Here is a 16362-nt window from a genome sequence, read left to right as displayed (position 1 = left end):
TGCTCAATTCCCTATTCGAGGCATTCGTGTCAAAAGGCATTCTTTCGTCGGTCATGGCGTCCTGTCTGTTCGCCGTGATGTACTTCTATACCTCTCTGCTCTCGCCGCTCGATGGCGAGGAGATCTTTGGCTGGCGCACCCTGTTGACGCTGCCCTGCCTGACCCTGTTCATGCTTGTCTCGAAAGACTGGAAACGGGTGGGCGAACTGCTCGCCCGGGTAAAACACACGCCGCTGCTGTTGCTGGGCATGGTCGGCACCTCGTGGCTGATGGGCGTGCAGCTGTGGCTGTTCCTCTGGGCACCCCTGCACGGGCGCAGCCTGGAAGTGTCGATGGGCTATTTCCTGCTGCCGCTGGCCATGGTCCTGACCGGGCGGCTGGTGTATGGCGAGCGCCTGTCACGCCTGCAGAAGGTGGCCGTGGCCTGCGCTGCTCTGGGCGTGGGCCACGAGCTGTATCAGCATGGCAGTTTCGCCTGGGAAACCCTGGTGGTGACGATCGGCTACCCGATCTATTTCGTGTTGCGCAAGCGCTGCCGCACCGACCATTTGGGCGGCCTGTGGTGCGATATGTGCCTGCTGTTGCCATGGGCGCTGTATTTCGTGATCCAGGGCCCGCTTTCCCCTGCGGATCTGCAGGTACACCCTGGCCTGTATGCGTTGATCCCGATCCTCGGGGCGATCAGCGCCTCGGCCCTGATCGCCTACGTGCTGGCCAGCCGCCTGCTGCCTTTCAGCCTGTTCGGCCTGCTCAGCTACGTCGAGCCAGTGCTGCTGGTAGGCGTTGCGCTGTTGCTGGGCGAAACCATCGGCCCGGATCAGTGGCTGACCTACCTTCCGATCTGGGCCGCGGTGCTGGTACTGGTGATCGAGGGTTTCAAGCACCTGCTGCGTCAACGTCGCCGTTCGGTGTAAGCCGAACCTGACGCACCCGCCGCTCCTCGACCGCCTCCACGGTCAGCGTCCAGCCATTCCAGGCCAGGCGGTCACCAACCATAGGCAGGCGGTCGAGCAGGCTCATCACCAGGCCCGCGAGGGTCTGGTAGTCCTCGGTGGCTCGGGCGCAGAAGCCGGTACGTGCCTGCACCTGGCTCAGGTTCAACGCGCCGCTGACCACAAAGCCTTCACCTTCCTGAACGATGCCCGGGCCTTCGACCTCGCTGGCATCCGGCAACTCGCCGGCAATCGACTCCAGGATATCGGTCATGGTCAGCAGGCCGGTAAAGTCACCGAACTCGTTGACGACGAAAGCAATGTGCGTCGACTGGCCTCGCATCTGCTCCAGGGCATTGAGGATGCTGAAGCTCTCCAGCAGGTTCAGCGGTACTCGGGCCATGCCTTCCAGATCGGGCTGGCTGCCCGACAGCAGCTCCTTGAGCAGTTCCTTCTTGTGCACGAAGCCCAGTGGCTCGTCCACGCGGCCATCGCGGATCAGCGGCAGGCGCGAGTACGGCGAATTGGCCAAGGCCTGGGCAATGGCGTCGGCCGGCTGCGCCAGGTCGATCACATCGACCTCGGCGCGGGCGGTCATCACCGTGCGGATAGGCCGCTCGGCCAGGTTCAGCACGCCACTGATCATCACCCGCTCACGGCGGTCGAACAGCACCTGCTCCTCACCGCCTTCGACCAGGTCAGCGATTTCCTCGCCCACCTCGTCAGCCTCGACCCGGCGGCCACCCAGCAGGCGCAGCACGGCATGCGCGGTGCGCTCACGCAGCGGCCGGTGCTGCTGCAGGCTGCGCTTGCGGCGGGCACGGGCCAGCTGGTTGAACAGCTCGATCAGGATCGAGAAGCCGATGGCCGCGTACAGGTAGCCTTTGGGGATATGGAAGCCCAGGCCTTCGGCGGTGAGGCTGAAGCCGATCATCATCAGGAAGCCCAGGCACAGCATGATCACCGTGGGGTGGGCGTTGACGAAGCGGGTCAGCGGCTTGCTGGCAACGATCATGATGCCGATCGAGAAGATCACCGCGATCATCATCACCGACAACTGCTCGACCATGCCAACCGCGGTGATCACCGCGTCCAGCGAGAACACCGCATCAAGCACCACGATCTGCGCGACGATCGGCCAGAACGCAGCGTGGCGTACCGTGCCGCTGGCCTGGGTCACGTGGCCTTCCAGGCGTTCGTGCAGCTCCATGGTGGCCTTGAACAGCAGGAACACGCCACCGAACAGCATGATCAGGTCGCGGCCCGAGAAGCTCTTTTCGAACACCTCGAACAACGGCGCGGTCAGGGTGACCATCCACGAGATACTGGCCAACAGGCCAAGGCGCATGATCAACGCCAGGCTCAGGCCAATGACCCGCGCGCGGTCGCGCTGATGCGGCGGCAGTTTGTCGGCGAGGATGGCGATGAACACCAGGTTGTCGATACCCAGCACCAGCTCGAGGACGATAAGCGTCAACAGGCCCAGCCAGGCCGTGGGGTCGGCTAGCCATTCCATTAGCGGGTACTCACGAGGGCAGCGTCACGAGGACGGGAGAAAGAAGGCCGGGAAGACCGGGGACTGGGGGGCTCCGCGAAGGTGCTCATATAGACCTTGTTAGCAAATTGGGAAAATGATCCTACAAGCTCAGCAGCTTTCCGTAATAGCGCAAAACTATTACAAAACCTGTAACAACCTTGTAGGAGCGGCCTTGTGTCGCGAACGGGCCGCACAGCGCCCCCCAGGTTTCAGGAGCGCTGCATCAACAGCTGGGGCCGCTCCGCGGCCCGATCGCGACACAAGGCCGCTCCTACACAAAAATGCGCAGGCCGTGCGTGAGGTACTTTTCTTCAATACCGCAGGCTGTCAATGCCCGAGCATGAAGGCCCACCTCAACCAAACGGATCCCCCTCATGAGCCTGTCCCTGTCCATGGCCGCTTTCGCACTTGCGGCCTCGATCTCCCCCGGCCCGGTCAACATCGTTGCGCTGGGCAGCGGTGCCCGCCATGGCCTGCGTGCCAGCCTGGCACATGTGGCTGGCGCCACGCTGGGCTTCTGCCTGCTGCTGGTGCTGGTCGGGCTGGGCCTGCATCAATTGTTGCTGCGCTGGCCTTTGCTGGGCCTGATTTTGCACTGGGGCGGCGTGGGGTTCCTGCTGTACATGGCATGGAAGCTGGCCAGCGACGATGGGCAACTGGGCAGTGCCCATCCCACCCAGGCTCCCTCGGCCTGGCACGGCGCGGCGATGCAATGGCTCAATCCCAAGGCATGGCTGGCAGCGGTGGCCGGGGTTGGTGCCTATACCGGCGGTGAGCAGCAGCTGCTGTGGCTGTTTGCCTGGATCTACGGGCCGATCTGCTTCATTTCAGTGGCCAGCTGGGCGTGGGCCGGGAGCGTGGTTCGCCAGTACCTCGGCAACCCACGGCACATGCGCCTGCTGAATCGGGGCTTGGCGCTGCTGCTCGTGGGCAGTGCGGTCTATCTGGTCATTTGAGCCTGGCTGCACCGACCCTATCGCTGCCCTCAAGACCTGCGCAGTACCTGTGGGAGCTGGGTTGCCGGCGATAGGGCCACCACCGCCAAAAATGGCAATTCAGCCGAATGCATTGCGGTAATGCCCCGGTGTCGCCGCCAGGTGCTGCTTGAAGGCCCGCTGCAGGTGCGCCTGGTCGGCAAACCCGGCCTCCTGCGCAACCTCGGCAATAGCCCGGCCCTGACGCAATTGCGCCCTGGCCAGCTGCACGCGCTGGTCGAGCAGGTAACCATGCGGCGTCAGGCCGAAGCGTTGGCGGAACGCGCGAATCAGATAGGAACGCGACAGGCCGCACGCCGCGCAGATGTCGTCCAGGCTCAGCGGGTCGCCACGATGGGCGCGAATGAACGCTGCCGCCGTGTCCAGTCGTGGGTTGCCCTCGTCGTTGACGCTGGCATCGCCGCCAAGCAAACCTGGAAGTGCGCCAAACAGCGCCGCCAGGCGCCCTTCCCGGTCTGGCACGCCGGCGTCGAACAGGTCGGCAAAGGCCTGCAACAGGCTCCGGTACAACACCGGCGAGCTACTCCAGGGCCGGGCCGGCAAAGTGAACCCCAGCGCCTGCAACCAGGGCATATCGACGAACATCATCAGGTAGGACCAGTGTTCCCCGTCGATGGGGTTGCAGGCATGCACCACACCTGGGTTCATCAGCACCGTGGTACCAGCAGCCACCTCTATGCACTGGTCACCGTACAGATAGGAGCTGCGCCCACCCGTTATCACTCCGATGGAAAAGCTCTCATGGGAATGCGCGGCGTAGCACACCTGGCGCCCGTCCCCTACCCGCCGGGCCTCGACAAAGGGCAACGCCGGGTCGCGCCAGAACCGTGATACCTCGATCATCCCTCACCCCGCTCGCCGCTGCCATGCGCCTGAATACTACACGCCTATCGCGGAAACAGGTCCAGCGTCCGCTCAACTTCGCCGACATCGATCGTGAAACCATCGCCGTCCGGTATCCCGACCACAAAGCCGAAATGCTGGTGGTCTCGGTCCGTCAGGTACTTGTAGTAGCTGACAAACCGATTGGGCGGCTGCAACGTCAACAGGCAACCACCGGCCTGCAGTACGTTGACCCCATGCACCAGCTGGCTACCCTCCACACCGATTACCACCCTCGCCCCGGCGCAGGCCGCGACGATACTCGGTACATCGGACTTCAGCGGGTTGACGATGCGAAAACCGCGGGTGGCGCGCAAATGCTCCGCCAGCGCCAGCTCATTGCGCAGCAGGCGCAGGTCACCATCGCCACCACGCAGCAGGAACACCCCCGGGTGTGGCGCATGCGGCACATGCGACAGCAACTTGTCGCCCATGGCCCGGTAGCGGGCATGCCGGCTGCGGTTGTTGGCCTGGTCATCGAACAGCACCAGCTCACGGAAAAACGCACTGCGCAGGCGCAGCGGGTTCATTTCCAGCCAGTCTTCATAGGCCGGGGCCTGGGCAAACAGCGGGAATCTGGCCGAGGGCGCGGTGGTTACCGGTATGCCTTCGTTACAGGCCAGCGCATAGGTCGGACAATCCTCCATCAGCCAGGTACCGAACCACGTGTTGCCGTTTTGCGTGCAATAGATGGCCGCGCGGTCGATTTCGTTTTCCACGACGATGCTCGGAAAGGGGCCCGGCTTCAACGACAGCCAATGGCTGGCCTTGCCCTTGTACAACGCCCCGTCGACCAGCCATACCTCCTTGATCAGGTAGCCCCGGGTTGGCCCTTGCAGCGTGCTGATGCCGCCTTCCATGGTGCGCGCAGGGTGCACGTAGGGATAGAAACGCTTGCCTTCCCACCCCGTTACTCGCTCCAGCTGGCCTGGCAGGAAAACGGCCGGGGGCGAAACCGTGACTTCCCCCGGGGCAATGTCCCAACTTTTGTCCGCCAAGCTCTTGAGGTCGATGCCGCTGTTCCTGCCTAGCCGTTTGCGCGCCATGTAGCGGTAGGCGGCCAGGGTCCAGGTGTGCTGCCTGGCCGCAGGCGATGCACTGAACTTCGAGATGTCGCTTCCCATGAAGCGTCCTCCCTTGATGACAAGGTCAAAAGCCTGGCGCAAGGCGCCAGATCAACGCCTCCTGGCAACCGCTCAGCTGCACATGACCCTTTCCATGGTGGGCGGTGACCGCAGGTTGGCGTAACGGTGACGCAGGCTTTCCACGAACGTTTCGCCCGTACCGTTGCCCCCATAGAAGTAGATCTTGTGCAGGCCGCCAAACACCATTTCCTGGTAGCGGCTGGCAACTTCCTCGTCACTCGCGCCCTCGGGCAACCCCAGGTGCAGCGTGAGCTTGTCGCCTTCGACCGCGAACATCGGTGTATCCCAGAGGAACTTCGCCGTGCCGGTTCTGGGCAAGCGGACAAACAGGTAGGCATGGTTACCCAGCGAGTCGATATCGCCACCGCGGCGGCGCTTCCACTTCAACAAACCGTCATCCGGGCGCGCCAGGCAAAGGCCGATATCGTAATAGTCGAAGCCCTGCTCCAGTGCCCACTCCAGGGCCATGAAGGTGGTGATCGAATTTACCTCGCGCAACTTCCGCGCATCGGTGAACACCGCCTCGCAATAGCCGAAACGCAGGGTGCTCCAATAACGCTTGCCACCGCGCACCACTTCACAGCCCAGGTGGCAGCCGATCACTTCATCATCCAAGGTGATCAAGTCGAGCCGACCGACGCCCCTGGCAATGCGGAACACTTCTTCAGTGGGAAACTGCGCGGCGTGGATACCTTGCCTGGCGCTGGCATAAGGGCGCAGCAGGTTGCGGTCGGCCATGGCGATCTCGTCATCCGACCGGGCCTGGCGCATCTGGTACAGCGGCCGGTTCTTGCGGATGCTGCGCCGCAACTCGCTATCGTAGCGCGCGGTGATATCCTCCAGCGAGCGCCCCAGCGGCACCACGGCGCTCAGGTAATGCGGTACCGACAATGCCCCCGACGTCGGCATTTCGCTGACCACCACCACGTGGTTGGCCGCTACCGTCGCGCTTGCGCTGTCAACAATTGCAGCATTGCCCGAACCCTTGCCGGCAATCAGCAGCTTGGCCATTTCCCGTTGCTGCTTCCGGCCGATATAGATGATTTCGTAGGGGCTTTCCTGCTGCAACCTGAACCTGGCGACTTCCCAGCGCCAGAAACAGGCACGCGCCATCACTTCAGATACCTTGCTGGCCAGGTGTCTGATTTCGTAACGTATGGAGGGCGAGACGAGTTTCCTCGCCGCTGCCGTCAAGGTCGCTTTCATTTCTTCTTCGACGTCCTTTGAGACACAGAATGGTCAATCGGAAAAGGACAACAATTCAGTAAAAAGCACGTATCATGTTGATATTCGGAAATTATCCAGAACCCCCATATCAATTAACAATTTAAGGTGCGCCCAAACACTTTATCAAGTGGCACTTTGATTGCATTTCCTTAAAGCTTCCTCACGCCATGTAAAGTTTCATGACGTCAAATTTCCTGCATGAATGACCGATTCAGACAGCGAATTTCCATCGATATATCCAAGCCGCGTTATCCCATTACCACTCGCCTGTCTGGAATTGACGTTTGATGCCCCCTTTTGCATGAAAGGAGCATCGACATGCCAGCCATCAATCCCCATCAACCCCTACTCCAGGCGCAGTTGCCGCACTGGGCTCGCCAGGTAACGCCCAATCAGTGGGCCGCGTTGAAGCGAACCCAGGTCGCCCCGTGGAAGAGGCAGGACTGGTTCGCCAATGCTGCCCCCGACCTGCGTGAAGCAGCGTGCGCCAGCCAGGCGCGCCTGATGCAGGCGCAAGCAGCCTTGGCCAACTCACTCAAAGGCCTGCAACAAATCACAGAATTCGCCGAGCCATTGCTGCAACAGCGTCTTGCCGAGCACGGCTTTCACGCGCAGCTGCGCAATAGCCAGCTATTGCGGGTCAAGCGTAGCTGGCACTGGGCCGCCCTGCGCTATCTATCAAGCCATCGACGCGACAACCTGCTGCAGGCCGCGCTGCAGAACTTCGCCAGCGACGAGGTGTTCACTGCTGAAAGTGCCATTGCCCTGGGCGATAACATTCACGTCACGCCGATTCAGATACAAGGCGCCGTCCCTGTTGGCATGCAAGTACCCGTTGCACACTTTCCATTGCAGTCGGAGCACTACCAGGTGGAACGGCTGCCACTCGAACCGGCCGCTTTCGCCACCCTGTGCCGTGACCTGGACCTGGGCAAGGCTTACCAGGCCCACCTGGAACAGCACCTCGCCCAACCCGCCACACGGGGCTTGGCCATCAGGGTGCAGAAAGACCGCCTGCGCCTGGCAGCCGACCTTGCCTATATGCGGCACCTGCTTGATGGCAGCACCCTTGACCAGATCGAACGGCTGTTGCGGGGTGGCACCGTACAGTGCTGGCAACTGGCGCTGTTCGGCACGCCCCTGCACGAGGTCATGCTGATCGATGCCGGTGGTGCGGGGCTGGCGCTGTATCTGCCCGGCCATGACCCGGCCCTGCGCCAATGCAGCAACCTGGACGCGGTACACGACACGCTGGCGACCTTGCTGCTGGAGCCCGATGCCCGCCAAGCCTTCACGGCCTACATCAGGCAGGACCAGCGCACGCACTTTCTCGACCTGTTGCAGCAGAACCTAGACGCCACAGGCAATACTGCCTATGACCGCCCTTGGCAACGCGCAGCGCAAGCGGACCTGCGTCCCACACGCGTGGCTATCACAGCCGAGCCTTTCGGCCATTACCAGGACCTGCACCTGGCCCGCCTCAAGCACGAAGCCAGCCTGCTGGCGGTCCCCACCGCGATGGCCGATGCCAACGCGCGGGCCAGGCGCCTGGATGAGTGGGAAAACCTTGGCCTGGATGCACTGAATATTGCCGCGTTCTTCATTCCAGGTGCAGGCACCCTGATGCTGGCCGTCACGGCCTGCCAACTGCTCGGCGAGGCCTTCGAAGGCTACCAGGCCTGGCATGAAGGCGACCGTCACCTGGCGCTGCGCCACCTGGAGGCGGTCGGCCTGAACCTGGCCCTGATCGGCGGCTTCGTCGCGGCGGGCAAGGTTGTACCCAAGCTGTTCAACAGCCCGTTGATGGAAAGCCTGCAGCAGGTACGCGGCAGCGACGGGCGCTACCGGCTCTGGAATGAAGACCTCACCCCCTACCGCAGTGCCGTGACACTACCGCAAACCCTGCAGCCCAATGCACTTGGCCAGTACCTGTACCAGGGCCGGTATTTCATCCGCATGGACGGCCAGCTCTTCGAACAACGCTTTGACCACAACTTGCAGCAATGGCGGGCCATTCACCCCGACACGCCCGATGCCTGGCAGCCACCGCTGGCGCACAATGCCCAAGGTGCCTGGCGCGGCCAGCATGAACAGCCCGGCCAGTGGCCATTCGCGAAGCTGGCGCGCCGTCTTGGCGAGGCGTATGCCGCGTTCACACCAGAACAGCTGGCCAAGGCAGGGCGCCTCTGCGGCATCGACACCGCGCGCTTGCGCCGGGTGCACCTGGAAGGCCAACCAACGCCCCCGCTGTTGCTCGATAGCCTGCAACGCATGACGGCACAGGCCGAGGTAGAGGCGTTGGCCGACAAAGCCCCGCCAGGCCTGTTCGAGCGGCTCTACAATGGCAGCGCGCCCGCCACCCCGGCAACGCAGAAGCTGCTCGACGCCTATGCGCGACTGTCCCCTGCCTTGGCCAGACGCTTGCTGGCGCCGCTGAGCGAGGCCGAAACGTTCGCCTGGCAAGAGCACAGTCAGTTGCCCACACAGGTTCGCCAGTTGCTGGAGCAGGTGCACAGCGAGCTGCCGCTGGTACGTGCACTGGAAGGTGTGCTTCAGCCAGCCCGGGCCAGCAGCGACAGCGAACGCTTGCTGTTCAGCGCCCTGGATGCCATGCCCGACTGGCCCGCGGACCTGCGCCTGGAGCTGCACGGTGCAAGCCCCATAGGCCCTTTGCTGGAGCATGTCGGCCGCGAACAGGCCGGCACCCTGCGCCGCGTGATCAAATCGGTCGAAGGCTATGAGGTCGACCGGGGCGAGCGCCCTGCACCTGCACCGCTTGATCCAGACCTCTGCCGCGCCATCGAGCAGGCACTGCCGCGCCCGCATCGCGATACGCTGGGCATCACGACGGCCGATGGCAGCTCGCTACGCCAGCGCGTACTGGGTTGGGTCGACCAGCACAGGGAGGCACTCGCCCAACGGCTCTGGGGGCACCGCGCGCTGCTGCGCAAGCCCATGGGCAACTTGCGCGGCGGTCGGCCGCTTGACCCCGAACCGCCTCAGCCGCGCCTGGCAAGCTCCCTGGCCGGGGCTTATCGCCGCTTGTTCCCTGACGCCACCGACTGGGAATTCGAAAACTGGCTAGGCAACGACGAGGACAACCTGTACGTCGATGACATTCGCTCACCCACACAGCGCCTGCATGACCTGCAGCAGCGTCTGGAAACTTTGCGCCGCGACCTGCATGAATGGGCCCGGCCCGATCCGCAGCGCCCTCACCAGCGGCACCTGGCCATCCGCCCCATCCTCAACGCCTGGCGACGGCTGTCGACAATAGCGCTTGAAGGGGGTGGTCGCCTGCACAGCCTGGACCTTTCCGGCCTGGACCTGGACAACCAGGCCTTGGCCAGCCTGGCCTTGCCGGACGACTTCACCCATGTGCAGCACCTGTCGCTCAGCTCCAACCGTTCGCTCAGCCAGTTGCCGGCCGAATTCCACGAACGCTTCCCCAACCTCAATCGCCTGCTGCTGACCGACTGTCGGTTCGACACCGTGCCCCACCTGGGCAGCCCTGAGCAGCTCGCCTGGCTGGACCTGGAAGGCAACCGCATCACCTGGAGTACCCAGGCCCAGCAGGCCCTGGACCGCTACCCCGGGCTCAGCGTGCTGGACCTTTCGGGCAACCCGCTGCTAGAGGCCCCGGACCTGCGCGGGCTGGCCTACCTGAGGACGCTGTTCCTGAACGACTGTGCGCTAAGCGAATTGCCGCAAGGCCTGGACCAGATGATCGAGCCCATCATCCTGGACATTGGCGACAACCAGCTGCTGCGGCTGCCTGACGGTTTCAACGTACCACGGCCAGTCGCAAACGCCCTGCGCCTGGAAAGCGAATGGCTGGGTTCACCAGTGCTTGCGCAGATCGAGGCCTACAACGCGATGCACCAGGTGGACCTGCTGGTGTGCGAAGGCGACTACCTGGAATTCTTCGAACAGACCGGCCCGGCCGAAATGGCCCTGTGGCAGCGATTGCCGCTGCAGTATCGGCGCGACCTCAGGCCCTTGCTTGAACTTGAACCGTTCGTGTCCCGTCCACGGCAAGCCCGTGCAGAGTTCTGGCGGCGCCTGGCCCTGATCGACGCAGACCCGGCCCTGCGCCAGCAATGGTTGACGCACCCACCCTATGACCTGTTCAACCTCCCGCTTTGACAGGAGTACGGATGCCTGCCTGTCCAACAGGCAGGCGCGGGTGGTCATGTTAAGCCAGACTGGTGTTTTTCCGGCGAGCGGTGCATGCTCGCTGCTGAAGCGTTTCACCCAGCTCGAAACCCACCCAGCAATGTGAGGTGCAGTACCCATGGACCGTCTGCTCGATTCACTCTTCCCCAGCGCCGAGAACATCCCGGAAACCTGGCGCCTGGAAGCCCCCCTGGAACAACGCGACTACCTGGTGAACGGTGAGCTCAGGCGGTGGGACGGCCCACTGGCCACAGTGCGCAGCCCGGTCTGGCTCAAGGAAGGCGACGATGAGCACCAGGTGGTGTTGGGCAGCGCTCCACTGCTCGATGCCGACACCGCGCTCACCGCCCTCGATGCTGCCGTGCAGGCGTACGACAAAGGCCGTGGCGCCTGGCCGAACATGCGCGTGGCCGAGCGAATCCAGCATGTCGAAACCTTCCTGGCGCGCATGCGCGAGCAGCGCCAGGCCGTGGTCAAGCTGCTGATGTGGGAAATCGGCAAGAACCTCAAGGACTCGGAAAAGGAATTTGACCGCACCTGCGACTACATCGTCGATACCATCAACGCCCTCAAGGACCTCGACCGCCGTTCCAGCCGCTTCGAGCTGGAACAGGGCACGCTCGGCCAGATCCGCCGAGCACCGCTGGGCGTGGCCCTGTGCATGGGCCCATACAACTACCCGCTGAACGAGACCTTCACCACGCTGATCCCGGCGCTGATCATGGGCAACACCGTGGTGTTCAAGCCGGCCAAGTTCGGCGTGCTGCTGATTCGGCCGTTGCTCGAAGCCTTCCGCGACAGCTTCCCGCCGGGGGTGATCAACGTCATCTACGGCCGTGGCCGGGAAACGGTGAGCGCGCTGATGGCCAGCGGCAAGGTCGATGTGTTCGCCTTCATCGGCACGCACAAGGCCGCCAGCGACCTGAAGAAACTGCACCCGCGCCCGCACCGGTTGCGCGCCGCGCTGGGGCTGGATGCCAAGAACCCGGGCATCGTGCTGCCCCAGGTGGACCTCGACAACGCCGTCGAAGAGGCCGTCACCGGTGCGCTGTCGTTCAATGGCCAACGCTGCACGGCGCTGAAGATCCTGTTCGTGCACGAGGATGTGGTCGATGCGTTCCTCGACAAGTTCCAGCGCAAGCTGGCCGCGCTCAAGCCTGGCATGCCTTGGGAGCCTGGCGTAGCACTGACACCGCTGCCAGAGCACGGCAAGGTCGACTACCTCGACGGCCTGGTCGCTGATGCCACCGCCAAGGGCGCCCGCGTGCTCAACGAACGCGGCGGGCACAGCCGTGGCTCGTTCTTCTACCCCGCCGTGCTGTACCCGGTGAAGAGCGACATGCGCGTGTACCACGAGGAGCAGTTCGGCCCGCTGGTGCCGGTAGTGCCCTACCGCGACCTGCAGACGGTGATCGACTATGTGCTGGACTCCGACTACGGCCAGCAACTGAGCCTGTTCGGCAATGACCCGGCGACCATCGGCAGCCTGGTCGACATCTTTGCCAACCAGGTCGGGCGCATCAACATCAATGCGCAATGTCAGCGCGGCCCCGACACCTACCCGTTCAACGGCCGTAAGAACAGCGCCGAAGGCACCCTGTCGGTACACGACGCCCTGCGAGTGTTCTCTATCCGCACGCTGGTCGCGACGCGCTTCCAGGAGGCCAACAAGGAACTGATCAGCGAGATCATTCGCAACCGGCAGTCGACCTTCCTGACCACCGACTACATCTTCTGACCGCCACGCTTATAGAGAATCGATCTATCACCCCTGTCGATTTTCCATCTGCGCAAACGACTCTAAGCAAAAGGGCGCCAACCGGCGCCCACTTCCAAGGAGAGTCGAACATGACAGCCAAACCCATTCCCGAAGGCCAGCACAGCATTACGCCCTACCTGGCCATCAACGACGCCGCCAAGGCCATCGAGTTCTACAAGAAGGCCTTTGGCGCGGTGGAAATGTTCCGCCTCGATGCCCCTGGCGGCCGCGTTGGCCATGCCGAGTTGAAAATCGGCGATTCGTCGCTGATGCTGGGCGACCCCTGCGACATGGAAGGCGGCCTCACCGCCAGCCAGAAGCTCAGCGGCGCCAGCGTAGGCCTGCACCTGTATGTCGAGGACTGCGACAAGGTCTATGCCCAGGCCCTGACGGCCGGCGCCACCCAGCTGCGTGCGGTGACGGACCAGTTCTACGGCGACCGCAGCGGCACCCTGAAAGACCCATTCGGCAACATCTGGTTCGTTTCCACCCACAAGGAGGACCTGACCCCCGATGAAATTCGCGCCCGTGCTGCGAAGATGTTTACTGGCACTGCGCAGTAAGTTGAAAGCGGCGCCACTTTGCTTGAAGCTTGGGGCTCGTAGCTGGGAGCTGCTTCATGCGAATCATCGACAAAACCGCCGCACAGGTCCGTAGCCTGACCCCTGCAGAAGAGGAGCTGCTGGTCGGCTTTGCCACCGGCAGCCTCACCGGCCCGCGCCTGCTGCAGGCCAACCAGTTGCTGATGAAGGTGCGCAACGCCAACCAGTGGCTGGCCTGCGATTGCCGCAACGATGCCTTGCCGGTGCTGAATGTCACCCTCAACGGCAGCACCGGTACGCTGTTTCTCAAGAACAACCCGGGAACTGCCGAACACGCGCCTGGCTGCCCGTTCACCAAGGACGAGCGCGAAGCGACCGAGCGCGAGAACGACCCCGCGCCACCCGCTGCCTGGCTGCCGCCTGACACACCGTTGCGCCTGATTGGTGATTTCCGCAGCAGCACCACCAGCAGTGGTGGCGACGGCAGCGAACGGCGTGAACAACAGCGCCTGCTGTCACTGTTGCTGACCTGGATCGAGACCAGCGGCCTGAACCTGTATGCCACGCACCTGAAAAAGGACCTGACCGGGCAGTTTGCCGAGTTGCGCAGCGTTGCCAGCCGCTATCCGCTGCTGGAACGGGTGCCCGCAAGCAACTACCTGGAAACCCGCCTGGACATGAAGCACATGATGATGCTCAAGTCCCGCCTGCGTGAAGCCACGGTGTTCGGCAACCACCGCCGCCACGGCCTGCTGCTGGACTGCGTGGACCAGATCAAGGGACGCAAGCTGTTCAATAACCGAAGTGAAGACGGCTTCGACTTCCAGGGGCACCACCTCTACTGGGGCGGCAACCGCACCAGCGGGCCATTGCTGGCGCTGATGCTCTATTCACCGACCAGTGCCGGCAGCCATTACTACGAACTGATCCATGTGGCCAGCGTGCCGGTGCTATCGCGTGCTCATCTGTTCCCGGTTTACCGCGATGAAGAACGCGAGCCGCTCAAGGCTCTGGTGTCGCTGGTCGACTGGATGGCCGGCAAAGGCGTGAAAGTGCAGATGCGCCGGCCGGTGATCGGCGGCCAGGTGATGGACGAACTGGTAATGACCTCGGACCAGGACCGGGTGTTGTCGGTATCGTTGCTGGAGCAGCCCATCGGCCCCGAACCGGATACCGAGAACTTCAAGCGCTACGCCGATTTCAAGAGCCTGGAAACCTTCCGCAAATTCGTCGCCGGCTTCTTCATGCGTGAACGCTGAGCACCCTCTACCGGCACACACAAAACCTTGTAGGAGCGGCCTTGTGTCGCGATGGGCTGCGAAGCAGCCCCGGCCATTCATGCACTAGTGCTGAAACCCAGGGGCCGCTTCGCGGCCCTTTCGCGACACAAGGCCGCTCCTACAGGTACAGCGACAACCTCAAGCCATGCGCCGTCCCTGTGGGAGCGGGCGTGCCCGCGAAGAGGCCCGTACAGGCTGCATGAGGTTTGCGTATCAACCCAGGAACAGCTTGTACGCCGGATTGTCGGTCTCATCCCAGTAACGGTACCCCATCTCATCCAGCGCCAGCGGCAACCCCGCCAACTCATCCACCGGTACTTCCAGCGCCGCAAATACCCGTGCTTCTGCCGCGCCATGGTTGCGGTAATGGAACAAGCTGATATTCCAGCGCTTGCCAAGCCGCTCCAGAAAGCCCAGCAAAGCCCCCGGGCGCTCGGGGAATTCGAAGCGCAGCACCCGCTCGTCAGCCCCGGGCGCGGCATGACCGCCAACGGTATGGCGCACATGCAGCTTGGCCAGTTCGTTGTCGGTCAGGTCCAGCACGCTGTAGCCCTGCTCACGCAGGCTGGCCAGCAACTGCTCACGCGGGTCGTGTAGTGGGTGTGTCTGCACCCCAACGAACAGCCGCGCCTCCTTGCCAGGGTAATAGCGGTAGTTGAACTCGGTGATCTGCCGCTTGCCCAGGGCCTGGCAGAAGGCGCGGAAGCTGCCCGGCTGCTCCGGAATGGTGACAGCGATGATCGCCTCGCGCTGCTCGCCGAGTTCGGCACGCTCCGCCACATGGCGCAGGCGGTCGAAATTGACGTTGGCCCCGGAGTCGATGGCCACCAGGGTCTGCCCCTGCACGCCGTCGCGCGCCACATATTTCTTGATCCCCGCCACGGCCAGGGCGCCTGACGGCTCGGTGATCGAGCGGGTATCGTCGTAGATGTCCTTGATCGCCGCGCACAGCTCGTCGCTGCTCACAGTCACCACTTCATCAACGAAGTGCCGGCACAACTCGAAGCAATGGGCGCCGATCTGCGCTACCGCCACGCCATCTGCGAAGGTGCCGACCTGCGGCAGGATCACCCGCTCACCGGCCGCCATGGCAGCCTGCAGGCAGTTGGAGTCCTCCGGCTCGACGCCGATCACCTTCACCTCCGGGCGCAGGTACTTCACATAAGCGGCAATACCCGCAATCAGACCACCACCGCCCACTGGCACGAAGATGGCGTCCAGCGCACCCGGGCGCTGGCGCAGGATTTCCATGGCCACGGTGCCCTGCCCGGCGATCACATCCGGGTCGTCGAACGGTGGCACGAAGGTGGCGCCTTCGCTGTCGGCCAGTTTCAGCGCATGGGCCAAGGCATGGGGGAAGCTCTCGCCGTGCAGTACTACATGACCACCGCGCGAGCGTACACCCTCCACCTTCAGCGACGGCGTGGTGGTAGGCATGACGATGGTGGCCTTCATGCCCAGGTGCGATGCCGCCAGGGCCACGCCCTGGGCATGGTTGCCCGCAGAAGCGGTGATCACCCCGCGCTCGCGCTGCACGGTACTCAGCCGTGACAGGCGGGTATACGCACCGCGGATCTTGAACGAAAAGGTAGGCTGCAGGTCTTCCCGCTTCAGCAATACCTGGTTGCCCAGGCTGGCAGACAACGCAGGCGCAGCTTGCAAAGGCGTTTCGATGGCCAGGTCGTACACCGGGGCGGCAAGAATGCGCCGCACCTGCTCCGACAGCAGTTGCTGGGGGGTGACGGTAGAACGAGGGCTGACGAAGCTGGTCATCGATGACTCCTTGGCTGTGTTCACGTTGCCCAGGAGTCAGAGAGAAGAAACCCGCCTCCAGGGCGGGTTCGGTGCACGTACGCGCTAGCCCGCCAAACTGATAATGGCGGTAAT

General features: G+C 63.4%; 11 protein-coding genes. 6 read left to right on the top strand and 5 right to left on the bottom strand.

The window, feature by feature from the left end; translation table 11 throughout:
- The first annotated feature begins 26 nt into the window (after nucleotides 1–26).
- Nucleotides 27–914, top strand: coding sequence for an EamA family transporter RarD (gene rarD, locus RR51_RS22240; RefSeq protein ID WP_039614701.1), 888 nt, complete (start codon nucleotides 27–29; stop codon nucleotides 912–914).
- On the opposite strand, the gene RR51_RS22235 is transcribed toward rarD, so the two are convergent.
- Complete coding sequence (locus RR51_RS22235; protein WP_039614700.1) at nucleotides 877–2448, bottom strand: TerC family protein; 1572 nt, start codon at nucleotides 2446–2448, stop codon at nucleotides 877–879. The two genes, rarD and RR51_RS22235, sit on opposite strands and share 38 nt — an antisense overlap.
- 395 nt (nucleotides 2449–2843) lie before the next feature.
- Between RR51_RS22235 and RR51_RS22230 the strand changes: the two genes are divergently transcribed.
- Nucleotides 2844–3425: a LysE family translocator gene (locus RR51_RS22230; protein WP_039614699.1), complete on the top strand. Its 582-nt coding sequence runs from the start codon at nucleotides 2844–2846 to the stop codon at nucleotides 3423–3425.
- Nucleotides 3426–3524: 99 nt separating this feature from the next.
- Here RR51_RS22230 and RR51_RS22225 read toward each other — a convergent pair whose 3' ends face one another.
- The 3 genes from RR51_RS22225 to RR51_RS22215 all read right to left on the bottom strand — a co-directional run bounded on the left by RR51_RS22225 (nucleotide 3525) and on the right by RR51_RS22215 (nucleotide 6697).
- Nucleotides 3525–4307 (bottom strand): AraC family transcriptional regulator, encoded by a 783-nt coding sequence (locus RR51_RS22225; protein ID WP_013972825.1) that lies wholly within the window; start codon nucleotides 4305–4307, stop codon nucleotides 3525–3527.
- 44 nt (nucleotides 4308–4351) lie between these two features.
- Nucleotides 4352–5470, bottom strand: a complete 1119-nt coding sequence (locus tag RR51_RS22220; protein WP_039614698.1) for a glycosyltransferase family 61 protein — start codon at nucleotides 5468–5470, stop codon at nucleotides 4352–4354.
- Between the two features lie 72 nt (nucleotides 5471–5542).
- Nucleotides 5543–6697 carry a hypothetical protein gene (locus tag RR51_RS22215; protein ID WP_039614697.1) on the bottom strand — a complete coding sequence of 385 codons (1155 nt, stop codon included), beginning with the start codon at nucleotides 6695–6697 and terminating at the stop codon, nucleotides 5543–5545.
- A gap of 339 nt (nucleotides 6698–7036) precedes the next feature.
- Between RR51_RS22215 and RR51_RS22210 the strand changes: the two genes are divergently transcribed.
- From RR51_RS22210 to RR51_RS22195, 4 genes are all read left to right on the top strand, one after another.
- On the top strand, nucleotides 7037–10864 hold the full coding sequence (locus RR51_RS22210; RefSeq protein ID WP_039614696.1) for a dermonecrotic toxin domain-containing protein: 3828 nt from the start codon (nucleotides 7037–7039) through the stop codon (nucleotides 10862–10864).
- 148 nt (nucleotides 10865–11012) lie between these two features.
- Entirely contained in the window at nucleotides 11013–12632 is a 1620-nt protein-coding gene (locus RR51_RS22205) for an NADP-dependent glyceraldehyde-3-phosphate dehydrogenase (protein WP_039614695.1), read from the top strand.
- Nucleotides 12633–12742: 110 nt separating this feature from the next.
- Nucleotides 12743–13216: a VOC family protein gene (locus RR51_RS22200; protein ID WP_039614694.1), complete on the top strand. Its 474-nt coding sequence runs from the start codon at nucleotides 12743–12745 to the stop codon at nucleotides 13214–13216.
- Between the two features lie 56 nt (nucleotides 13217–13272).
- On the top strand, nucleotides 13273–14454 hold the full coding sequence (locus RR51_RS22195) for a hypothetical protein (protein WP_039614693.1): 1182 nt from the start codon (nucleotides 13273–13275) through the stop codon (nucleotides 14452–14454).
- A gap of 234 nt (nucleotides 14455–14688) precedes the next feature.
- Here the strand turns inward: RR51_RS22195 and ilvA are convergent, their stop codons facing one another.
- Nucleotides 14689–16248 carry a threonine ammonia-lyase, biosynthetic gene (gene ilvA / locus RR51_RS22190; RefSeq protein WP_082044740.1) on the bottom strand — a complete coding sequence of 520 codons (1560 nt, stop codon included), beginning with the start codon at nucleotides 16246–16248 and terminating at the stop codon, nucleotides 14689–14691.
- Nucleotides 16249–16362 lie beyond the last annotated feature (114 nt).

It is taken from the genome of Pseudomonas sp. C5pp (assembly GCF_000814065.1).
Lineage (GTDB): Bacteria > Pseudomonadota > Gammaproteobacteria > Pseudomonadales > Pseudomonadaceae > Aquipseudomonas > Aquipseudomonas asiatica.
Note: the sequence above shows the minus strand (reverse complement) of the source record. Positions and strands in the feature narration are given on the sequence as shown.

What these genes read in the sequence shown, in the direction of transcription:
- RR51_RS22210 (WP_039614696.1), top strand. Translation starts at nt 7,037, where the DNA reads ATGCCAGCCATCAATCCCCATCAACCCCTACTCCAGGCGCAGTTGCCG.
- ilvA (WP_082044740.1), bottom strand. Translation starts at nt 16,248, where the DNA reads ATGACCAGCTTCGTCAGCCCTCGTTCTACCGTCACCCCCCAGCAACTG.
- RR51_RS22235 (WP_039614700.1), bottom strand. Translation starts at nt 2,448, where the DNA reads ATGGAATGGCTAGCCGACCCCACGGCCTGGCTGGGCCTGTTGACGCTT.
- RR51_RS22200 (WP_039614694.1), top strand. Translation starts at nt 12,743, where the DNA reads ATGACAGCCAAACCCATTCCCGAAGGCCAGCACAGCATTACGCCCTAC.
- RR51_RS22205 (WP_039614695.1), top strand. Translation starts at nt 11,013, where the DNA reads ATGGACCGTCTGCTCGATTCACTCTTCCCCAGCGCCGAGAACATCCCG.
- RR51_RS22230 (WP_039614699.1), top strand. Translation starts at nt 2,844, where the DNA reads ATGAGCCTGTCCCTGTCCATGGCCGCTTTCGCACTTGCGGCCTCGATC.
- RR51_RS22220 (WP_039614698.1), bottom strand. Translation starts at nt 5,470, where the DNA reads ATGGGAAGCGACATCTCGAAGTTCAGTGCATCGCCTGCGGCCAGGCAG.
- RR51_RS22225 (WP_013972825.1), bottom strand. Translation starts at nt 4,307, where the DNA reads ATGATCGAGGTATCACGGTTCTGGCGCGACCCGGCGTTGCCCTTTGTC.
- RR51_RS22195 (WP_039614693.1), top strand. Translation starts at nt 13,273, where the DNA reads ATGCGAATCATCGACAAAACCGCCGCACAGGTCCGTAGCCTGACCCCT.
- RR51_RS22215 (WP_039614697.1), bottom strand. Translation starts at nt 6,697, where the DNA reads ATGAAAGCGACCTTGACGGCAGCGGCGAGGAAACTCGTCTCGCCCTCC.